Raw genomic sequence first — 20,085 nt, 5'->3', positions numbered from 1 at the left:
CCCTGCGGCATCGAGCCGGCTGTGGCGGGCGGGGCGGTGAGGGTCATGGCGTCGGTGCCTCCTTCACCCACAATTATAGCCGAAATCGCCCCTAAAGGCGAGAGAATCTCAGTAAAATATAGATGAGACTTCAAAAGTTTCTTCTTATCCGCGAGAGTGAGTGAACGGATACTTCAGCAGTCCTGAAACAACCGTTCACCCGCTTTCGAGACCAGTCCGGACGGCGCAGACGGTTCTGCCGCGCGCTCTCCGCATGGCCTCCATCGAGGCGCTCAGAGATACCCGCCCCGTCATCGGCGGGGCCTTGGCGCTCTGCATCGAACGGGCTAGGCGATGACGTCGAGGCCCTGGTTCGTGTAGAGCTGGATATTTGAATTCATACCGATGACCTGATCGTTGCTGTCCAGGCCGAAACCCAGAACGGTGTTCCCGGTCATGATGAAGAACGAGTTGTCCGCCCGTCAAAGAGTTCGGGGTTGGAGGCTCGCAGAGCATCTGCGCTCTTGACGGGGTCGGCCGCGAGCACCAGCGCGACAATCTGGGCATCCGTCGCAACGAACGTGCTCGTTGAGCTGAATCTGAAGATGAGATTCAGCTCGCCTACGTCTGGCTCTTCGGCGTACACCCGATCCAGACGTACGACGGTGCTCGACGCGCGGGCGCCTCCGTCACGCGCAAGCGGGGCCGGCAGAATGTCGGTGACGACGAAGGCTGCCCTGCCGAGCACGGCACCGTCGTTCTCGATCGCATTCTGAAAATTGGGTTGTCAATCGGTGGTGATGTAATCGGAGTTCGCCGCAAACCACTCGGCCGGGGCGACGCTGTAGTTGTCGAGCCGACTGCTGTCCAGAACCTCTTCGGTGAGAATGCGCAGGGCGGCCGGCAAGGCTTCCCTGGCGTCGTCCTCGGTGAAGCCGAATTCGGCCAGGGTCTCGAAGTCGGTCTTGGTGGAGTCGTAGACGGCTGCCTCAGCGGTGGGGCTAATCGTGGTGTGGCAGTAGGTGCCGAACTCGTCGGTCACGTTTTCCAGGCCGACCACGTCGCCGTAGTCCAGTGCGAGTTCGGAACTGCAGCCTGCGCGTGCGGCGGCAGTCGGCTGCGCGATCTGCTCAGCAGGTGTGGCATCCGTTTCGTCGTTCGTGACGGCGGCGCACCCGCCGAGTCCGGCTAAGAGAATACCGGACACAGCGATTGCCAGTGCAGACCGGCTGATTCCGCGAACCGTTCTGCCGGATCGTGCTTCGCTGAACTCCTCGTGCATGCTGTACCTATTTTTAACAATCATTATTGCGTCCCCCCCCCGAGCGGTCTTTGTCCTACCGTACGGGAAGATTTCGCCACGATTCGCCGGTACCCTGGTGCTGATCTCGAGGCAGGCCGCAGCGCAAATTCTCGAGGATTGCTAGATTCAAGTATGCGAGAACTCCAGGCGCGAATCATCGCGGAACTCAACGTCTCACCAACCATCGACCCGGCCGCCGAAGTACGCCGCCGGGTGAAATTCCTCAAGGAATATCTCAAGCACACGGGTGCCCAGGGGCTCGTGCTCGGCATCAGCGGCGGCCAGGACTCTACCTTGGCCGGTCGGCTGTGCGCACTGGCCGTCGACGAACTCACCGCAGAGGGGTATCCGGCCACTTTTGTCGCCGTGCGCCTGCCCTACGCGGTGCAGCGCGACGAAGCGGATGCCCAACTCGCGTTGGAATTCATCCGCCCGCCCTCGCAGGCCACCTTCAACATTGAGCTCGCCGTCGATGGATTCGAGAGCGAATTCCTGGCGAGCCTCGACGTGGCCATGACCGACTTCACCAAGGGCAACGTCAAGGCCCGCTCCCGCATGATCGCGCAGTATGCGGTGGCCGGCCAGCTCGGCCTGCTCGTGGTCGGAACCGACCATGCGGCAGAGGCCGTCACCGGCTTCTTCACCAAGTACGGCGACGGCGGAACCGACATTCTGCCGCTCACCGGACTCACCAAGCGCCAGGGCCGCGCCCTGCTGATGGAGCTGGGTGCGCCCGGACAGCTCTACCTGAAGGACCCCACCGCTGACCTGCTCGACCACACTCCCGGCCAGACCGACGAGGCCAATCTCGGTCTGCAGTACGAGCACATCGACGATTTCCTGGAGGGTCGGCCCGTCGACGACGAGGTGGCCGAGGCCATCGAGGCGCGCTACCTCAGCACCGAGCACAAGCGACGGGTGCCGGCCTCACTGTTTGATGAGTGGTGGCAGTAGGCCCAACATAAAGAACGAGCCGGTCAGCGCTGGGAAGCGCCGACCGGCTCGTTTCTTGTGTCGCGACTACAGGGTCGGGGCCGCCGAGGAACGCGTGAGCGGGTCGGTGCCGCGAACCTCGAGCTTGTTGACGTCGTCGAGCAGACGCTGGGTTTCCGCCCCGGCGTCCGACGCGGATGGCGGCGTGCGATTGACGGCTGCCGGGGTGAGCGGCGCGACCCGCACGGGCGCCGGTGCCGAATCGGCGGCGTTGTACTGGTCGTGGTGCTGCTGCGCCACCCACGCTTCCTGCTCGGCGAGCAGGCTCTTCTCGGTGGAGGAATTCTGCGACTTCCAGCGATCGAGATCCCCCTGGAAGATCTTGCGGGCGCGAGCCGGCTTGTTCTGCCACTCGACCAGGCGGTCACGAAACTCGACCAAGGCCGGTTCCAACTGGTAGCCGAAGGTAGCTGAGGTGCGCTTGAGCTCGTAGAGCTCGTGAGCAGCCCAGTTGGCGGCAATTCCCGATCCGCGAATCGGCAGCAACCGCACCTGAATGTCGGCCTGGCCGACCGCCCGGTCGCTCATGACCTGCTCCTGCGGTGTCAGCGAATTCCAGACGGATGCCTCGGTCGCGGCATCGACGAGGGTCGCGATCGCCGCCACTTTGATCTCGCGATCTCGCTGGGTGATGAGCCGTTTGACGGCCCCGCGCGAGATCAACGCGGCCAGCACGCTGGCAATGACGATTGCGCCGATGAACACGACCGCGGTAAAAACCATCGGTTGGGTGCTCACGTCGGTAAACCAGGCTACGAAGTTATTCCACCATTCCATGTGCTGGATTTTATCCGCGCCAACCCCCGTTTTCGGGGATCAGACACGGCGTGCCCCCAACCCACTCTCTGGAACACGTAGCCTCGTCACCGGAAGCAGTCCACAGCATCGTCGATGCGACAGAACACACCGAGTTCGCGCGTGCGGGTCGCGAAGACGACGCGCCTGGCGCTGAACCGGTCGCCGTCAGCGCCGCTGGTATCAGCACCGCCTTTATCGGCACTAACCTCGCGTTCGATATAGCCGACGACAGCGCCGACCGGGTCGACGATGCGCCACAGCCCGTCGCGCACGAGGACGAACCGGCGGCCACGTACTGCTGGAAATGCTGAGTGAGTAACGGGTGCGATGAGAGTGGTCATGAGTGCTCCTTACGTACTGGTTCAGCGGTAACCCGGCGGGCCGCGGGTATTTCTCTTACCGTATGGACGACCACCGACATGCGCTTTCGGCGAACAGACGGCCAGGGTGCCGGATCAGCCTGTGGCTGCGGCGGGGGGAGGAGATAGGGTGGACGGGTGCAAACTTATGTGGTCGCAGGTGGATGTTTCTGGTGTCTCGATGCTGTGTATCGGGTGCTACGTGGAGTGAGCGACGTGGTGTCGGGGTATACCGGCGGCTCGACCGCCAACCCGAGCTACGAAGCGGTCTGCACCGGGCGCACCGGGCATGCCGAAGCCGTTGCCGTGACCTTCGACCCTGACGTCATTCCGGCCAGCGTCATTCTTGACGTGTTCTTCACGCTGCATGACCCCACCCAGCTCAACCGTCAGGGTAACGACGTCGGAACCCAGTACCGGTCGGCCATGTTCTACACCGACGACGCTCAGAAGCAGCTTTTTGAAACGGCCCGCGACCGGGCGACCGAATGGTGGGGCTCCGGCATCACGACCACGATCGAGCCGCTCGGCGACTACCACGAGGCCGAGGACTACCACCAGGACTTCTTCAACAAGAACCCCGGGCAGGGCTACTGCATGGCCGTCGCCGTGCCGAAGGTCAACAAGATCCGCAAGTCGTACTCCCAATACCTGGTCAGCTAGCCTCTCCTCCCCAATCGGTGAATAGCTGAATTCTCCACGGATTTCCGCGGTTTCAGTCGGGTCGTCGTTTCGGGCGGCACACTCACTGTGTGCGACCCGGGTTCAACGAAGACTGGCACGAGTTGTTGTTCCCGGGTCGTGTGCGCCGGCGGTTCGCATGGCGCCGCGAGTGTGCGTGTTCACGCGATCACCGTGCCGGGAGAAACCATGAGCGACAGCATCACAATATCCGGCGTTATTGGCACCGTTCCCCACCTGACCTTCGGCAAGAACGGGACCCCGATCACCTCCTTTCGGCTGGCCTCCCGCCAGAGCCACCGTGACAAGGCCAAAGACGAATGGATCGTCGACGAAAGCTGCTGGTATTCCGTCACGACCTTTCGACAGCTGGCCACGAATGCGGGAAAATCGCTCAGCAAGGGCGAGCACGTTGTCGTCACCGGACGGCTGGTCATTCGCCAATGGAACAACGCCGAAAAATCTGGGACGTCCGTTGAGATCATTGCTGATTCTGTCGGCCACGACCTCGCCTGGTACACCACGACGCCGGTGCGTAGCGGGGTACCGGCCCGTGACGCCGCGGACCAGACCGAGCCGGAACCGGTCGAATCCTTCACATCGGTCGAATCGGCCACGGCATATGAGACCGATCTTGGCCCCATCGACCGGTCCGGAGACGGGTTTGTCCCCGTCGACACCGATGCCGATCAGGACGCGTATGCGCGTTTAGACTCGTAGCATCGTCCACGCGCGTGGACCGGGGGAGGCAGTTCGTGAGCGTGGCACAATCAGCACGGCAGAATATGACCGTGAGAACAGCACGGTGGTCTGCACGCCGCCCGCGGTACACACTGGCAGTGGTTGGGGCCGTGCTACTGGTCGGAGTCAGCCTGACCGCGTGCACCGGTGCCCCGGCCGAACCCCCGACCAGCGGCACGGCGCCGGCCAGCTCCTCAGCGCCGGAGCCGTCGGCAACTCCGGTGCCCGACCCGGTACTGCTGCCCGACGGCACCGCGTCCGAGAACCTCGTCTACTTCAACTTTCTCGCTGCCGCTGTCACCAAGGTCAACCCCAGCGCTGACGGGCGCGCCTACATCGACGCGCTCGTGGCCGGTGGGTTCGACCGAGCGGCCATGGAAGTGTCCTTCGATCGAACCCAGGCCGACCTGGCCGCCGACTCGATCCAGTTCTCGGTGCGATTCAATGGCGAATGCCTGATTGGGCAGATCGGGCCGGCCAGTGACGGTTTCCACAGCGTGGTCGCACCGATTCTGTCTACTGGTTTGTGTCTCGTCGGGTCCACCCGGCAAATAGACTGGTAAACATTATGGCCGAATTTATTTACTCAATGGTCCGCGCTCGCAAGGCGATCGGCGAAAAGCTGATTCTTGACGACGTCACCATGTCCTTTTTTCCCGGTGCCAAGATCGGTGTGGTCGGCCCGAATGGTGCCGGAAAGTCCACGATCCTCAAGATCATGGCGGGCCTGGACACCCCCAGCAACGGTGAGGCGAGACTCTCGCCGGGCTACACCGTCGGCATCCTCATGCAGGAGCCGCAGCTCGACGAGAGCAAGACCGTGCTGGAGAACGTGCAGGAAGGCGTCGGCCCGATCAAGGCCAAGGTCGATCGCTTCAATGAGATCAGCCTCGCCCTCGGCGAACCCGACGCCGACTTCGATACCCTCCTCGCCGAAATGGGCGTGCTGCAGGAAGCTATCGATGCAGCCGATGCCTGGGACCTCGACTCCCAGCTCGAACAGGCCATGGATGCCCTGCGCACCCCGCCGGGCGACTCCGAGGTCTCCAACCTCTCCGGTGGTGAGAAGCGCCGGGTGGCGTTGACCAAGCTGCTGCTGCAGAAGCCAGACCTGCTCCTTCTCGACGAGCCCACTAACCACCTCGACGCCGAGAGCGTGCTTTGGCTCGAGCAGCACCTCGCCAAGTACCCGGGCGCCGTGCTCGCCGTCACTCACGACCGGTACTTCCTCGACCACGTTGCTGAGTGGATCGCCGAGATCGACCGCGGACACCTGTACCCGTACGAGGGCAACTACTCGACCTACCTCGAGAAGAAGCAGGAGCGTCTGCTCGTGCAGGGCAAGAAAGACGCGAAGCTGTCACGTCGTCTCGCCGACGAGCTTGAGTGGGTGCGCTCCAACGCCAAGGGCCGTCAGGTGAAGTCGAAGGCCCGCCTGGCCCGCTACGAAGAGATGGTCACCGCCGCCGAAAGCACCCGCAAGCTCGACTTCGAAGAAATCGTGATTCCGGTCGGCCCGCGCCTCGGCGCGCAGGTCATCGATGCGAGCAAGTTGGAGAAGGGCTTCGACGGGCGCATGCTCATCGAGAACCTCAGCTTCACGCTGCCGCGCAACGGTATCGTCGGCATCATCGGCCCGAACGGCGTAGGAAAGACCACACTGTTCAAGACCATCATCGGCAAGGAACCGCTCGACGGCGGCGAACTGCGAATCGGTGAGACGGTGGATATCTCCTACGTCGACCAGGACCGCGGCGGCATCGACCCGAACAAAACCCTGTGGGAGGTCGTCTCTGACGGCCAGGACTACATCCAGGTCGGCAAGACCGAGATACCCTCGCGCGCCTACGTATCGACCTTCGGTTTCAAGGGCCCCGACCAGCAGAAGAAGGCCGGTGTGCTCTCCGGTGGTGAGCGCAACCGCCTGAACCTGGCGCTCACCCTCAAGCAGGGCGGCAACCTGCTGCTCCTCGACGAGCCCACTAACGACCTCGACGTCGAAACGCTCGGTTCGCTCGAGAACGCGCTGCTCGAATTTCCCGGTTGCGCCGTGGTGATCACTCACGACCGGTGGTTCCTCGACCGGGTGGCCACGCACATCCTCTCGTACGAGGGCACCGACGACAACCCGGCCAACTGGTACTGGTTCGAGGGCAACTTCGAGTCGTATGAACAGAACAAGATCGAGCGGCTCGGACCGGATGCGGCCAAGCCGCATCGTTCCGCCTACCGCAAGCTCACCCGCGACTAACAAAAAAATAGGGAGACCGTGTGAAGCTGCACGTACCGATTCGCCTGCGTTGGTCCGACCTCGACGCGTACGGTCACGTCAACAATTCTGAGATGCTGCGCCTGCTCGAGGAGGCGCGCATTCTGGCTTTCTGGGTGACCGAAGACGACGGTGCGATCGGCGCGAGCACGGCTGTGCTCGATGGACGCCCGGGTGCGGCAACGCTCACGTTGATCGCGCGGCAGGAGATCGAGTATCTGGCGCCGGTACCGTACCTGCGTCAGCCGCTGGACGTGCGACTCTGGCTGGGCAAACTCGGCGGCGCCAGCCTCGACGTCTGCTACGAGGTGTGCAGCCCCGACGGCGTGACACCCGAGGTTCTGTACGCGCGGGCGAACACCACGATTGTGCTCGTTGATGCGGCGAGCGAACGCCCCCGCCGCATTAACGACACCGAACGCGCCGCGTGGACTCCGTACCTCGACGCGCCGATCGAGTTCGCCCGACGCTGACAATTCCCCGACTGAGCGGCCCGAGTTGCCGCGAAACCGGGTAGTACTGAACCGAACACGCGTCCGTCGCGTGTTAAGCCGGGGAGGTAGTCATGGCTGATGAGCGTGCCGAACTTCTGCAAGCCCTGCACGACGAACACGCGCCGCTCCTGTGGCGCTATGTTGTGCGGTTGACGCACGATCCGGCCTTTGCCGACGACGTCGTGCAGGAGACGCTCCTGCGCGCCTGGCGACGCCCCCGCCTGCTCGACCAGACCGAGGTGTCAGCTCGGGCCTGGCTGTTCACGGTGGCCCGCAACCTGGTGATCGACGATCGCCGCTCGGCCAGGGCCCGCCACGAGATCCCCACCGATCAGCTGCCCGAGGTACCCACCGACGACCAGACCGATGCCCTGCTCGACGCCTGGCTGGTCGCGGATGCCCTGCACGATCTCTCACCCGACCACCGGGCGGTCATTGTCTGCGCGTACTATCGAGGTCAGTCCGTGGCTGAGACCGCGCGGGATCTGGTCATTCCCGAAGGCACCGTGAAGTCCAGGCTGCACTACGGCCTGCGAGCCCTGCGGCTCGCACTGCAAGAGCGAGGAGTGACGGAGCGATGAACACTCCAACAGATCTGTACGCCGACTGGGACGGCGCCTACGTGCTCGGCGCCCTGTCACCGGCCGACCGCCGGGACTACGAACGTCACCTCAACGACTGTGTCGCCTGCAGCCAGGCGGTCGCTCATCTCGTGGGTCTTCCGGGGCTGCTGGCCCAGGTGCCGCTCGATCAGGCCCTGCAACTGGACCAGCCCGTTGATTCCCGAGCGTATGCTGCCCCCTCCGCCACCCCGCTGCCCCGCCTGGTGCAGGCGGCCAGGGCACACACCCGGCGCGCCCGCCTGCTCGCCGCTGGCGCGGTCGTGGCGGCCGCCGTGATCGCGGCATCCGCTGCCCTCGTCCTGCCGGGCTGGCTCGATCAGCCCGGCCAGAGCATCACCGAACCCGCCGTCGCCATGACCGCCGTGGTTCCCAGCCCGCTCACGGCCTCGTTTCGCCTGACCGGCGAAGAGTGGGGCACGCGCATCGACGCGAACTGCAGCTACGCGCGCGGCGGCGACGATTTCGGCGCTCAGCCCTACGCCCTGTTCGTGACCGACCGGGACGGCCAGGAGACCCTCGTGGCCAGCTGGATCTCCGGACCCGGCAGCACCATCAGCGCGGCCGGTACCACGAGCGTGTCCGAAAACGACATCGCCAGCGTGGATATTCGGTGGATGCCCGACGAGAAGGTGCTGCTCGAATCCAAACCCAGCTGGTAGCGCTGCTACTCGAGAACGATGGGCACGCGCAGCATGCCCTCCTGCGCCACGGTAGCCAGGAGCACGCCGTCGCGGCTGAAGATGCTGCCCGTGGCCAGGCCGCGGCCACCCTGCGCGCTCGGTGAATCCTGCACGTAGAGCAGCCACTCGTCGACCCGACCGAACCGGTGCCACCACATGGCGTGATCCAGGCTGGCAACTTTGAGACCGGGAGTCGCCCAGGCCACTCCGTGCCGGCGCATGATCGGTTCCATGATCGAGTAGTCGCTCGCGTAGGCCAGGGCTGCGCGGTGCAGGTCGGGGTCGTCGGGCAGCGGTAAGAACGTCTTCATCCACACGGCCTGGCGCGAGGTGTGCTCACCGTTGACCTTGAGAAAGATCGGCGAGGGAACGTGCCGCATGTCGAAGGGCCGCTCGTTGGCCCAATAACGCGCTACCGAGTGGTCGATGTGGGCCAGCGCTTCGGATGCCGTCGGCAGGCTTTCCGGATCGGGGATATCTTTCGGCATCTCCAGATGATGCTCCAAGCCCTCATCGGCGTCCTGGAAGGAGGCGATCATCGACAGGATCGGCACGCCGTCTTGATAGCACTGCGTGCGGCGGGTGGAGAAGGAGCGGCCGTCGTGAATGCGTTCGACCGAAAAAGTAATCGGCTGGTTGACATCACCGGGGCGCAGAAAGTAGCCGTGCATCGAGTGCACGTGGCGTTCGTCGGGCACGGTGCGCATCGCAGCGACGAGGGACTGGGCCAGCACCTGCCCGCCGAACACGCGGCCGAGCGGCATCCACTGGGACGGCCCGGTGAAGATGTCCTCGCTGGTGCGTGCACCGGTGTCGGTCAGATCGAGGACGGCCAGAAGGCTTTCCATGGGCTTGTGCATGCTGTCTCCTCGGGCAAGTTCGCGTTCGCGGCATGCGGTCGTGGCGCATCTTGGTAGTTTAGAAGACGATGAGCCAGTCATTCACTCTTACCGATTCCCAGTCCCTCAGCGATCTGATCGTATTTCTGTCACGATCCGGCCGCGTTCTCGACGGTTCCGTGCGCCTCATGGCGTCCGACGGCGTTCTGGCGGTGTACACCGCCATTTTCTATCCGCGCGGTCTGCTCGACGCGAGCCCGACCGTGCTCGGCCTGCGCACCTTCGCCCTGACCGAGCCGGTCGACCTCGACAAGGTCGTGCCGGTGCGGTCGCTGCTGGAACGCCTCAAACGCCTGGAGTCCACCGCGCGCGACCTGAGCCTGCCGGTCATCGTGACTGTTCCGCTCGAGGTGAACACCGTGACCTGGGCCGGCATCTCCCCGCCGAAGGGTGGCTGGGAACCACACGGCCAGACTCCGGCGTCGCACCTTGAAACCGCCGCTCGGGAGGGCATCGACGAGGTTGCCGCCGCCGTGCCGGAGGGCACCGGCGAGCTGATCGTGGAACGCGTGCGCTCCGAAGTGTGGGGCCGTCAGGTTGACGGGCTCGAATTCGTACCGACCGGGGCCGGTTTCGCGGCGTTCAGCCTGGGCTTTCTCTCCGATGACGAACCCGTGCAGCTGTTCGAGTCGGGCCTGTGGACCCGCCTCAGCACGAGTCGTGGCCATGTTCTGGTGCGGCGCAAGCCGTGGACGCTCACGGCCTGACCGGCTCCACAACGGCAGCGTCGGTGGCGAGCAGGGCCGCCCAGACATCCGCTCGAGCCGGAAACGACCCCAGGTCGCGGGCGAGCAGCTGCTCAGCCTGTTGAATGCGGGTGCGCACCGTGTGGCGGTGTACCCCGAGCTGCGCGGCGGCCTCGCCGAAGTGTCCGTTGCACACGAGCCACGCCCGCACGGTAGCCAGCAGCTCGCTGCCGTGTGCCCGATCGTGCGCCATCACCGGCGCGAGGGTGGCGAGGCCGACCTCGCGGGCATCCGTTCTGGCCAGCAAGGCCAGCACGCCCTGCCGGGCGACGATACTGAAATCGGTCACGCCCGATGCGCTCTCCCGTGCCCGGGCCAGCGCCTGATGGGCCTGATCGAGGGCGCGAGGTAGCTGGCGGTAACTTGTCGGCTCCGACAGTCCTGCGTGCAGTTCGAACAGTGCGCACAGATTTAAGAGGATGCCGTTGGCCGCGCGGTCGAGACACAGAACCACGGTGTCGTCTTGGCGGGCGAAGAAGAGCTGCCCGGGGGAATCGTCGACGCGTAGTTCCAGGTACTCGGTGATCGCATCCCGGCGAACGGCCGGCACATCCACGACGGCGACGAGCACCGGTGGGTCAGGGAGCGCGCCCCACATTTGTCTGGAGATCTGGTCGACCAGGGTCTGGTCCCCGGCGAGCAGGGTGTTCAGCAGGCCGGAGCGCAGCAGCCCCTGGGCACGATCCAGGGCATTGTTCTGCTCGAGGGCGAGACCGGCCAGGGCAATCACGCTCGTCACCACCTCAGTGCTGGCCTGGTCCAGGGCGAGTGCGCCGCCGAGGGCGAGTACACCGCGCAGGTGGTCGTGGCCGCCGAGGGTCTGCAGGGTAAGGGTTTCACCGCCAGCGTCAACGGTGCTGCTGGACCGCTGACCGCGGGCGAGCAGTCGCCGGGCTTCCTGCTGCACGGTGGCGAGGGCTGTGGGGGCCGCGGCGAACGTGGCGCGGGGAAACACCCGATCCAGGGTTCCGCTCGCATCGAACAGGGCCACCCAATGGCCGAGCTGGGCGGACAGCTCAGCGAGCGTCGCACTCAGGCCGTCCGGACGCAGGGCGGCGAGCGCGATCGCGCGCTGGGCCTTGAGCGCCCAGGTGGCGCGGGCATACCGATCCTCGGCCACGAGGTCGCCGGCCGCCCGCGCAACGGCGATGAACGGGGTGCGATAGGGAACCTCGAACAACGGCAGCCCGAGCGTTCGGCACGCGGCGATCAGTCCGTCGGGCGTGCCGTCCCGAACGACGTCGGTGCCGAATCCGAGCGCCGTGATACCCCGCTCGTGCAGGCGCTGCACGTAGGGGCGGTAGTCGGCATCCGCTGCCGGATCACTGCCGAACTGGGTGCCGGTCGTGAGCAGCACGTGGTCGGCGGAGAGGAACGGGGTCGGGTCGATCAGATCGGAGCTGTGTACCCATTCAACCGTGCGGTCGAGCCGTGCCGCCCGCGTGATCGGGTTGGCCTTGCCCGCATCAGCGTGCTCGAGCAGGGTGAGTCCCAGGTTCGAATCAGCGAGGAGCAGGCGCAGGGTGGGGAGCATGGGCTGACTATACAGCGTGGCGGGAAATTACGCCCCAACTATACAGCTAAGAGATAGTGCTGTCGCCGGGTTGTGCCTAGCATTGCCGCAGTGGCACCGTGGCCGCGGTACCACCCGTCGCATCGATCGGAAACACTCATGACACTCGTAGACACTCCTCGCTTCACCAGCACGCCGCTCGGTGGCCCCACGCTGGCCCAGGAACGCAGACTGGTCACGAGCATCCCCGGGCCGAAATCGCGCCGCTTGAGCGAACGCAAGGCCCAGGCGGTCTCTGCCGGAGTGGGTATCTCCCTCCCCGTGTATGTTGTGGCCGCTGGCGGAGGCGTTCTGGTCGACGTGGATGGCAACTCTCTGATCGACCTGGGGTCGGGCATCGCCGTCACCGGTGTCGGCAACAGCGCCCCGCGGGTGGTCGAAGCCGTCGCAGCCCAGCTGGCCCAGTTCACCCACACCTGTTTCACCGTTGCTCCCTATGACTCCTACATCGAGGTGGCCGAGGCCCTGAACCGTCTCACCCCCGGTGACCACGTCAAGCGCAGCGTGCTGTTCAACTCCGGCGCCGAATCGGTGGAGAACGCCGTGAAGATCGCCCGCCACTTCACCGGCAAGCAGGCCATTGTGGCCTTCGACCACGCTTACCACGGCCGCACCAACCTGACCATGGGCCTGACCGCCAAGAACCAGCCCTACAAGAACGGCTTCGGTCCCTTCGCACCCGAGGTGTACCGGGCACCCATGTCGTACCCGCTGCGTGACGGCGGTCTCGATGGCGTCGTGGCGGCGAACCGTGCCATATCGCAGATCGAGAAGCAGGTCGGCGCGAGCAACCTCGCCGCGATCATCATCGAACCCATTCAGGGCGAGGGCGGCTTCATCGTTCCCGCACCCGGCTTTTTGGCCACCCTGCTGGCCTGGTGCCGCGCCAACGAGGTCGTCTTCATCGCCGACGAGATCCAGACCGGATTCGCCCGCACCGGGCACATGTTCGCCTGCGAGTACGAGGGCATTGTGCCCGACATGATCTGCACCGCCAAGGGCATCGCCGGCGGCCTGCCGCTGTCGGCCGTCACCGGGCGCGCCGACATCATGGATTCACCCCAGGCCGGCGGCCTCGGCGGCACCTATGGGGGTAACCCGCTCGCCTGTGCTGCCGCGCTCGCCACCATCGACACCTACGAGGCCGAGCACCTGGTCGAACGCGCCGCCGCCATCGGCGCGATCATGGGTGACCGCCTCGGCGCGCTCGCCGCAGCCGATCCGCGCATCGCCGAGGTGCGCGGACGCGGCGCCATGATGGCCATCGAGCTGGTCGATCCCGCCACCGGGGAGCCGGATGCAGCCCTGACCGGCCGCGTCATCGCCGCCTCCCACGAGCAGGGCGTCATCCTGCTCGGCTGCGGAACGTACGGCAACGTCATCCGCTTTCTGCCGCCGCTCAGCATTCCCGACTCCCTGCTACTCGAGGGCCTGCAGGTTTTGGCCGAGGCCCTCGCTGCCGATTCGGCCGCAGTATGAGCACCGTGATCGAGGGCGCCGTGCGCTCCTACGGTCAGGTCGCACTCCTGGCCCGCGTACCCGACCAGCTCTACATCAACGGTCAGTGGGCGAACGGCACCGGGGAGCCGATCGTGGTGACCGACCCGGCCACCGGTCTGGTGCTGAAAACCATCCAGAACGCATCCGTCGCTGATGGCGCCCGCGCCCTCGACGCGGCCGTCGCGGCCGCGGACTCCTGGGCAGGAACTCCGGCCCGAGTACGCGCCGAGATTCTACGCCGCGCCTTCGATCTGCTCCAGGAGCGTCGGGGCGATTTCGCCACGCTCATGACACTCGAGATGGGCAAACCCATCGCCGAAGCCAACGGCGAAGTGAGCTACGGCGGCGAATTTCTGCGCTGGTTCAGCGAAGAGGCCGTGCGCATCAACGGTCGGTACAGTGTCAACCCGGAGGGCACCGGAACGATGGTCGTCACTCACCGGCCGGTGGGCCCGTGCTACCTGATCACACCGTGGAACTTTCCGCTCGCCATGGCCACCCGCAAGATTGCCCCGGCGCTCGCCGCTGGCTGCACCGTTGTGGTCAAGCCGGCCGAACTGACCCCCCTGACCACCCTGCTGTTCGTGCAGCTGCTGACGGATGCCGGAGTGCCGGCCGGTGTCGTGAACGTCATCACGACCACCGAGTCGCAGGCCGTCTCGGCCCCGATCATCGCCGACCCCCGGCTGCGCAAGCTGAGCTTCACCGGGTCGACCGCAGTGGGTCGGGCCTTGATCGCTCAGGCGGCCCAGAACGTGCTGCGTACCTCGATGGAGCTCGGCGGCAACGCCCCCTTTATCGTGTTCGCCGACGCCGACCTCGAGAAGGCCGTCAGCGGCGCGATGCTCGCGAAGTTTCGCAACACCGGCCAGGCCTGCACGGCGGCCAACCGGTTCATCGTGCACGCGTCGATCGCCGAGGAATTCGGCCGCCGACTCACCGAGCGGGTGAACGCCCTCGTGCAGGGCCCCGGCATCGACCCCGCGGTGAACTTTGGGCCGCTCGTGACGGAGACGGCCGTCGACAACGTTGACGCCCTCGTGCAGGATGCCCTCGCGCGCGGCGCCACGCTGCTCACCGGAGGCACCCGCCCCGACGGACCCGGCTCGTTCTATGCCCCCACAGTGTTGACCGATGTTCCCGCTGACAGCCGCATGGTGCGGGAAGAGATCTTCGGCCCGGTGGTCGGCATTACAACTTTCGAAACAGACGAAGAGGCTATTAAAATGGCAAATGACACCGAATATGGTCTGATCGGATACGTTTTCACCACCGATATCGCACGTTCACACCGTATGATCGACAGTATCGACACCGGAATGATGGGCCTGAATACCGGCCTGGTTTCCAACGCCGCGGCACCGTTTGGCGGCGTCAAGCAGTCCGGGCTCGGTCGTGAGGGTGGCCTGGAAGGCATCAACGAATACCTCTCGACCAAGTACACCCTCATTCCCGCGTCTTAACCCCACTCAACACAGGAGCAACCATGACCACGATTGATCGTGACGTCGTTATTATCGGCGCCGGGGCATCCGGTCTCACCGCCGCCACCGCACTGCAGAAAGCCGGCCTCAGCGTGGCCGTGCTGGAAGCCCGCGACCGCGTCGGCGGGCGCCTGTGGACCGACCAGATCGAGGGCGCCATGCTCGAGATCGGCGGCCAGTGGGTCTCGCCCGACCAGCATGCCCTCAAAGAGACCCTGGCCGAGCTGGGTCTCGCGACCTACCCGCGTTACCGGGCCGGTCGCAACGTCTACATCAATGCTGCCGGCGTGGTGAGCCGGTTCGACGGCGATATCTTTCCGGTCCCGGCCGGCACCGAAGCCCAGATCGTCGGTTTGATTGAGAAGCTCGACGCCCTCGTGGCCGAGATCAACCCGGATAGCCCGTGGGGTCATCCGCTCGCCAAAGAACTCGACGAGGTGTCCTTCAGTCGCTGGCTCGAGACCCAGACCGACGACCAGGAAGCCCGCGACAACATCGGCATGTTCATTGCCGGAGCCATGCTCACCAAGCCCGCGCACGCCTTCTCGGCATTGCAGGCCCTGCTCATGGCGGCCAGCGCTGGTTCCTTCAGCAACCTCGTCGACGCCGATTTCATTCTCGACGAGCGCGTCATCGGTGGGCTGCAGCAGGTGCCGCTACTTCTCGCCGAGAAGCTCGGCGCTGACGTGTTTCTTGATTCACCGGTGCGCAGCCTGGCCTGGAACGACAGCGGCGTCGCCGTCATAGCCGACGGCATGACGGTGACCGCTCGGCATGCCATCGTGGCCGTTCCGCCGCCCCTGATCAGCCGCATCAGCTTCGAACCACCCCTGCCGCGCCGCCAGCAGCAGCTGCACCAGCACCTCTCCATGGGCTTCGTGATCAAGGTGCACGCCGTCTACGAGACTCCGTTCTGGCGCGCCGATGACCTCTCCGGCACCGCGTTCAGCCCGTACGAGCTCGTGCACGAGGCCTATGACAACACCAACTTCGAGGACCCGCGCGGTACCCTGGTGGGCTTTGTCTCCGATGAAGAAGCGGATGCCGTCTTCGCGCTGACCGCAGACGAGCGCAAGACGCGCATCCTGGAATCCCTGTCGCACTACTACGGTGAGCAGGCCCTGCACCCGGTCGTCTATTACGAGAGCGACTGGGGTTCCGAGGAATGGACCCGTGGCGCCTACGCTGCGAGCTTCGACATGGGTGGACTGGCCCGGTATGGCGCCGAACTGCGCAGCCCCGTCGGCCCGATCTCGTTCTCCTGCAGCGATATGGCCGGCAAGGGCTACCAGCACGTTGACGGTGCCATTCGGGTTGGCCAGGAATCCGCTGCGGCGATTATCGCCCAGCGTGTCTTGGCCACCGTGTGAGGTTTCTGGTCGGCTATACCGCCACCTCGGCGGGAGCGGATGCCCTCGCCCTCGGCGTGCGCCTCGCCCGCGCGCCGGGCGCCGAACTCGACATCGTGCTCGTGCTCAATGCGGGGGAGCGTGCGACGCTCACCCCCACCGATCCCGGCCACGACCGGCTGCTGCTCGAAACGGCCGAGGTCTGGCTGGCCGAAGCGCTGACTCTGGTGCCCGAGGGTATTTCCGTGCACACCCACCTCGAACACGCCGACTCCTTCACGCGGGGGCTGCTCAAAGCGGCCGAACGGCTGCAGGCCAACCTGATCGTGGTCGGCGCGGCCACCCACGGCCTGCTGGGGCGCTTCGCCATCGGCAGTGTCGCGGGCGGTCTGCTGCACTCCTCCCACGTTCCCGTTGCGCTGGCTCCGGAAGGCAGCCGCGTGATGGGCACCGACGAACCGATCGGCCGAGTCACCTGCGCGGTCGGGACCAAACCCGGCGCCGACGGACTGCTGACGGCCGGCATCCGTTTGGCCCGTACAGTGGATGCTCCGCTAAGGCTGGTCTCCCTCGTCGCGATCGACCGCCCCGGCGCCGACGCCCAGACCATCCAGCTCGCCGCCGACCACGCCCAGGCCGTGCTCGACTACGCCACCGAACACCTGATGGACGGGCTCGAGGTCACCGCCAGCGTCGCTTCCGGCGGCAGCATCGAGCATGCCGTGCGCGGCCTGCACTGGGACCCGGCCGAGGTCTGCATCGTCGGCTCCAGCCGGCTGGCGCAACCGCATCGACTCTTTTTGGGTTCGATCGCGGCCAAAATGCTGCGCGAATTGCCGGTGCCGCTCATCGTGGTGCCGCGAGATTTCACCGAGACGGTGGGGAAGTAACCGAAACATGACACTAGAAATCAACGCCAGCGAAGCCGTTGAGAAAACGACCGGGGGAATCTCCAAGAAGGGGCTGAGCGCCGGCTCGGTCGGGCTGGTCGGGGCTGTCGTCATCGGCATCTCCTGCATCGCCCCGGCCTACACGCTCACGGGAGCCCTCGGCCCCACTGTCGCGGAGGTGGGATTACAGCTGCCGGCGATCTTCGTGGCCGGGTTCATCCCCATGCTCCTGGTCGCCCTCGGCTACCGCGAGCTGAACAAGGCGATGCCCGACAGCGGCACGAGCTTCACCTGGGCTACCCGCGCCTTCGGCCCGTGGATCGGCTGGATGTCCGGCTGGGGGCTCATCGCCGCCACGGTCGTGGTGCTGAGTAACCTCGCCGGCATCGCGGTCGACTTCTTCTACCTGATGCTCTCGCAGATCTTCGGCAACAGCGCCGAGATCGCTGGCCTCGCCGGCAATCCGTGGATCAACGTGGGCACCTGTCTGGTTTTCATTTTCGCCGCCACCTGGATCAGCTATCGGGACATGCAGACCACCCAGAAGGTGCAGTACTGGCTGGTCGGGTTCCAGCTGATCGTGCTGGTCGGCTTCGGCATCATGGCCTTCGTGCACATTGCCAGCGGAACGGCCTTCGACCCCACACCGGTGTCGCTGTCGTGGTTCAACCCCTTCGCCGTCACCTCGTTCTCCGCCTTCGCGGCCGGACTGAGCCTGTCGATCTTCATCTTCTGGGGCTGGGATGTCACCCTGACCATGTCGGAAGAGACCAAGGGCTCCCGCTCGACACCCGGCCGGGCCGCGACCCTCACCGTGATCATCGTCATGGTGCTCTACCTGTTCGTCGCCATCGCAGCCATCTCTTTCGCCGGTGTTGGCGGGGTGGGCGTTGGCCTCGGCAACCCGGCGATCCAGGGCAACGTGTTCTTCGCCCTGGCCGGCCCAGCGCTCGGCCCGTTCGCTATTCTCATGTCGATCGCTGTGCTCTCGAGCTCTGCTGCCTCGCTGCAGTCCACGTTCGTTTCGCCGGCCCGCACCCTGCTCGCGATGGGTCACTACGGCGCGTTGCCTCCGGCCTACGCCAAGGTCAGCCCGCGCTTCTTCACCCCCGGGTATGCCACCATCGCGTCAGCGATCGTCGCTGCCGGGTTCTACACGATCATGCGTTTCGTCAGCGAAGACGTACTCTGGGACACCATCACGACCCTCGGCATGATGATCTGCTTCTACTATGGCCTGACCGCGTTCGCCTGCGTCTGGTACTTTCGCCGCCAGTGGTTCGCCACCGTGCGCAACGCCTTCTTTACCCTCGTGTTTCCCCTGATCGGCGGCATTATTCTGGCGGTGCTGTTCTGCACGACCCTGGTCGACAGCATGGACCCGAACTACGGCAGCGGCTCCGAGATCTTTGGGCTCGGTCTCGTCTTCGTGCTCGGTATGGCCATCCTGTTGATCGGCGTGGTGATTATGATCGCGCAGTCGCGGGTGCGGCCGGCTTTCTTCCGCGGCGAGACGCTCAGCCTGGCCGCGCCGCGGTTCGGCGAGCACGAGGAGTAGGCGAACTGAGGCATCCGCCCGCACCCGCCCGCCACCGTCGCCGAGGTGTGAGTTTCGGGTCCTTGTAACGTTTCAATCGCGCTAAAACTCACACCTCGGCGAACGCGTGAGAACCTAAAGGCACGACACGAGTGGTTGTGCTCGCTGCACCTAGGCTGTGGGAATGCCCACACTGTTGCACCTCGACTCGTCCGCAGACCTCGTGACCTCGCGTTCGCGCGCGATCACCGCGACTTTCGCGGACACCTGGCGCAGTCTCGGCGGCGACCACACCGTCGTTCACCGCGACCTGCACCGTGAGCCGCTGCCGCACCTGACGGACGCCGCGCTGCACTTTCCGCCCCACCTCCGCCCCGAGGGTGCGAACCCCAGCGCTGAGCAGGAAGCGCTGCAGCAGCTGTTCATCGCGGAACTTCTCGCGGCCGACGTGCTGCTGATCGGTGTTCCGCTCTACAACTACTCGATGCCGTCGACGTTGAAGGCCTGGATCGACTACATCCACCTGCCAGCGGTGACGGCCCCGTTCGACGATCCCGCCCGTCAGCAACCGCTGGCCGGTCGCCCTGCCGTGCTCGTGTCGACCCGCGGTGGCGTCTACGACGCCGGAACGTCCACGGAGTTCGACGACCACGCGCTTCCTGCGCTGACGCTCATTCTGGCCAAGGCCCTGGGCATGACGGTCGAGACGATTGTCGCCACGCGCACACTCAGCGAACGATTCGGTGCCCCCGCCGACGAGGTCGCCAAGCAGCACGGGGAACTGGCCGCCGCCCACGAGTCTGCAGCCCGAGCTGCCCGCCGCCTCGGCTGACGCGCGCCGCCTTGAGTGGGCGATCACAAATGCGGTTCTGAGTCGGAGTAGGTTTCAGCCATGTCCTCGCTTACGCCGCTTGAGTGGGATGATCCCGTCGAACTCTGAATAGGAGAGCCACGGCATCCGCTTTTTCGCTGGCTGGCTGGCTGGCTAGCTGGCAGGCTCGCTCGTATTCGTGATGAAGAATCGCTCATTGCTTCGAGGTCGCAGGTTTCGCGCCGAAACGCTGCGGTAGTGAGAGTGATAGTCCCTGTCTTGTGGAAGTGGCGGTGACATAGACGAAATTGGATAAGTCGGTCAATTTCTTTCCCGAAAATAATGCTGAGTATCTCTCGCTTTTGTGTTCGATTCG

General features: G+C 65.2%; 21 protein-coding genes. 15 read left to right on the top strand and 6 right to left on the bottom strand.

Features of this window, described 5'->3' with window-relative positions:
- Positions 1 to 433: 433 nt before the first annotated feature.
- Both CXY78_RS18155 and CXY78_RS18150 read right to left on the bottom strand, forming a co-directional pair.
- Positions 434 to 727 (bottom strand): hypothetical protein, encoded by a 294-nt coding sequence (locus CXY78_RS18155; RefSeq protein WP_104090510.1) that lies wholly within the window; start codon positions 725 to 727, stop codon positions 434 to 436.
- A gap of 39 nt (positions 728 to 766) precedes the next feature.
- Positions 767 to 1,186 (bottom strand): hypothetical protein, encoded by a 420-nt coding sequence (locus CXY78_RS18150; RefSeq protein WP_140425492.1) that lies wholly within the window; start codon positions 1,184 to 1,186, stop codon positions 767 to 769.
- 228 nt (positions 1,187 to 1,414) lie between these two features.
- On the opposite strand from CXY78_RS18150, the gene nadE reads away from it, so the two are divergent.
- Complete coding sequence (gene nadE, locus CXY78_RS18145) at positions 1,415 to 2,236, top strand: ammonia-dependent NAD(+) synthetase (RefSeq protein ID WP_092339888.1); 822 nt, start codon at positions 1,415 to 1,417, stop codon at positions 2,234 to 2,236.
- Positions 2,237 to 2,302: 66 nt separating this feature from the next.
- Here the strand turns inward: nadE and CXY78_RS18140 are convergent, their stop codons facing one another.
- Positions 2,303 to 3,052 (bottom strand): hypothetical protein, encoded by a 750-nt coding sequence (locus CXY78_RS18140; RefSeq protein WP_092339889.1) that lies wholly within the window; start codon positions 3,050 to 3,052, stop codon positions 2,303 to 2,305.
- 86 nt (positions 3,053 to 3,138) lie between these two features.
- Complete coding sequence (locus CXY78_RS18135; RefSeq protein WP_104090507.1) at positions 3,139 to 3,414, bottom strand: DNA mismatch repair protein; 276 nt, start codon at positions 3,412 to 3,414, stop codon at positions 3,139 to 3,141.
- Positions 3,415 to 3,570: 156 nt separating this feature from the next.
- Between CXY78_RS18135 and msrA the strand changes: the two genes are divergently transcribed.
- The 7 genes from msrA to CXY78_RS18100 all read left to right on the top strand — a co-directional run bounded on the left by msrA (position 3,571) and on the right by CXY78_RS18100 (position 8,899).
- Positions 3,571 to 4,095 carry a peptide-methionine (S)-S-oxide reductase MsrA gene (gene msrA / locus CXY78_RS18130; protein WP_092339891.1) on the top strand — a complete coding sequence of 175 codons (525 nt, stop codon included), beginning with the start codon at positions 3,571 to 3,573 and terminating at the stop codon, positions 4,093 to 4,095.
- A gap of 207 nt (positions 4,096 to 4,302) precedes the next feature.
- Positions 4,303 to 4,833 (top strand): single-stranded DNA-binding protein, encoded by a 531-nt coding sequence (locus CXY78_RS18125; protein WP_134505303.1) that lies wholly within the window; start codon positions 4,303 to 4,305, stop codon positions 4,831 to 4,833.
- Between the two features lie 71 nt (positions 4,834 to 4,904).
- Positions 4,905 to 5,417: a hypothetical protein gene (locus CXY78_RS18120; protein ID WP_233197298.1), complete on the top strand. Its 513-nt coding sequence runs from the start codon at positions 4,905 to 4,907 to the stop codon at positions 5,415 to 5,417.
- Between the two features lie 5 nt (positions 5,418 to 5,422).
- Positions 5,423 to 7,105, top strand: coding sequence for an energy-dependent translational throttle protein EttA (gene ettA / locus CXY78_RS18115; RefSeq protein ID WP_104090504.1), 1,683 nt, complete (start codon positions 5,423 to 5,425; stop codon positions 7,103 to 7,105).
- A gap of 20 nt (positions 7,106 to 7,125) precedes the next feature.
- Entirely contained in the window at positions 7,126 to 7,596 is a 471-nt protein-coding gene (locus CXY78_RS18110) for a thioesterase family protein (protein ID WP_092339895.1), read from the top strand.
- A 92-nt stretch (positions 7,597 to 7,688) separates the two neighbouring features.
- Positions 7,689 to 8,198: a sigma-70 family RNA polymerase sigma factor gene (locus tag CXY78_RS18105; RefSeq protein WP_092339896.1), complete on the top strand. Its 510-nt coding sequence runs from the start codon at positions 7,689 to 7,691 to the stop codon at positions 8,196 to 8,198.
- Positions 8,195 to 8,899, top strand: a complete 705-nt coding sequence (locus CXY78_RS18100) for an anti-sigma factor (RefSeq protein WP_104090503.1) — start codon at positions 8,195 to 8,197, stop codon at positions 8,897 to 8,899. The genes CXY78_RS18105 and CXY78_RS18100 overlap by 4 nt, the downstream gene beginning before the upstream one ends.
- Before the next feature lie 5 nt (positions 8,900 to 8,904).
- On the opposite strand, the gene CXY78_RS18095 is transcribed toward CXY78_RS18100, so the two are convergent.
- On the bottom strand, positions 8,905 to 9,780 hold the full coding sequence (locus CXY78_RS18095; RefSeq protein WP_174774980.1) for an acyl-CoA thioesterase II: 876 nt from the start codon (positions 9,778 to 9,780) through the stop codon (positions 8,905 to 8,907).
- 68 nt (positions 9,781 to 9,848) lie between these two features.
- On the opposite strand from CXY78_RS18095, the gene CXY78_RS18090 reads away from it, so the two are divergent.
- Positions 9,849 to 10,526, top strand: coding sequence for a hypothetical protein (locus CXY78_RS18090; protein WP_104090501.1), 678 nt, complete (start codon positions 9,849 to 9,851; stop codon positions 10,524 to 10,526).
- Here the strand turns inward: CXY78_RS18090 and CXY78_RS18085 are convergent.
- The gene (locus tag CXY78_RS18085) at positions 10,516 to 12,099 is read right to left on the bottom strand and encodes a PucR family transcriptional regulator (protein ID WP_104090500.1); all 1,584 of its coding nucleotides are present in this window, start codon (positions 12,097 to 12,099) and stop codon (positions 10,516 to 10,518) included. The genes CXY78_RS18090 and CXY78_RS18085 overlap by 11 nt on opposite strands.
- Before the next feature lie 138 nt (positions 12,100 to 12,237).
- Here CXY78_RS18085 and gabT point away from each other — a divergent pair, with 138 nt between their 5' ends.
- The 6 genes from gabT to CXY78_RS18055 all read left to right on the top strand — a co-directional run bounded on the left by gabT (position 12,238) and on the right by CXY78_RS18055 (position 19,730).
- Positions 12,238 to 13,617, top strand: a complete 1,380-nt coding sequence (gene gabT, locus CXY78_RS18080; protein WP_104090498.1) for a 4-aminobutyrate--2-oxoglutarate transaminase — start codon at positions 12,238 to 12,240, stop codon at positions 13,615 to 13,617.
- Positions 13,614 to 15,101 carry an NAD-dependent succinate-semialdehyde dehydrogenase gene (locus CXY78_RS18075; protein WP_104090497.1) on the top strand — a complete coding sequence of 496 codons (1,488 nt, stop codon included), beginning with the start codon at positions 13,614 to 13,616 and terminating at the stop codon, positions 15,099 to 15,101. The genes gabT and CXY78_RS18075 overlap by 4 nt, the downstream gene beginning before the upstream one ends.
- Before the next feature lie 23 nt (positions 15,102 to 15,124).
- Complete coding sequence (locus tag CXY78_RS18070) at positions 15,125 to 16,492, top strand: NAD(P)/FAD-dependent oxidoreductase (RefSeq protein ID WP_092339902.1); 1,368 nt, start codon at positions 15,125 to 15,127, stop codon at positions 16,490 to 16,492.
- Positions 16,489 to 17,361: a universal stress protein gene (locus CXY78_RS18065; RefSeq protein WP_104090495.1), complete on the top strand. Its 873-nt coding sequence runs from the start codon at positions 16,489 to 16,491 to the stop codon at positions 17,359 to 17,361. The genes CXY78_RS18070 and CXY78_RS18065 overlap by 4 nt, the downstream gene beginning before the upstream one ends.
- A gap of 7 nt (positions 17,362 to 17,368) precedes the next feature.
- Entirely contained in the window at positions 17,369 to 18,919 is a 1,551-nt protein-coding gene (locus tag CXY78_RS18060) for an APC family permease (protein ID WP_092339904.1), read from the top strand.
- Between the two features lie 163 nt (positions 18,920 to 19,082).
- The gene (locus CXY78_RS18055) at positions 19,083 to 19,730 is read left to right on the top strand and encodes an FMN-dependent NADH-azoreductase (RefSeq protein ID WP_104090494.1); all 648 of its coding nucleotides are present in this window, start codon (positions 19,083 to 19,085) and stop codon (positions 19,728 to 19,730) included.
- Positions 19,731 to 20,085 lie beyond the last annotated feature (355 nt).

The organism is Cryobacterium sp. N19, assembly GCF_002929595.1.
In the GTDB taxonomy this organism is placed as follows: Bacteria; Actinomycetota; Actinomycetes; order Actinomycetales; family Microbacteriaceae; genus Cryobacterium; species Cryobacterium flavum.
Note: the sequence above shows the minus strand (reverse complement) of the source record. Positions and strands in the feature narration are given on the sequence as shown.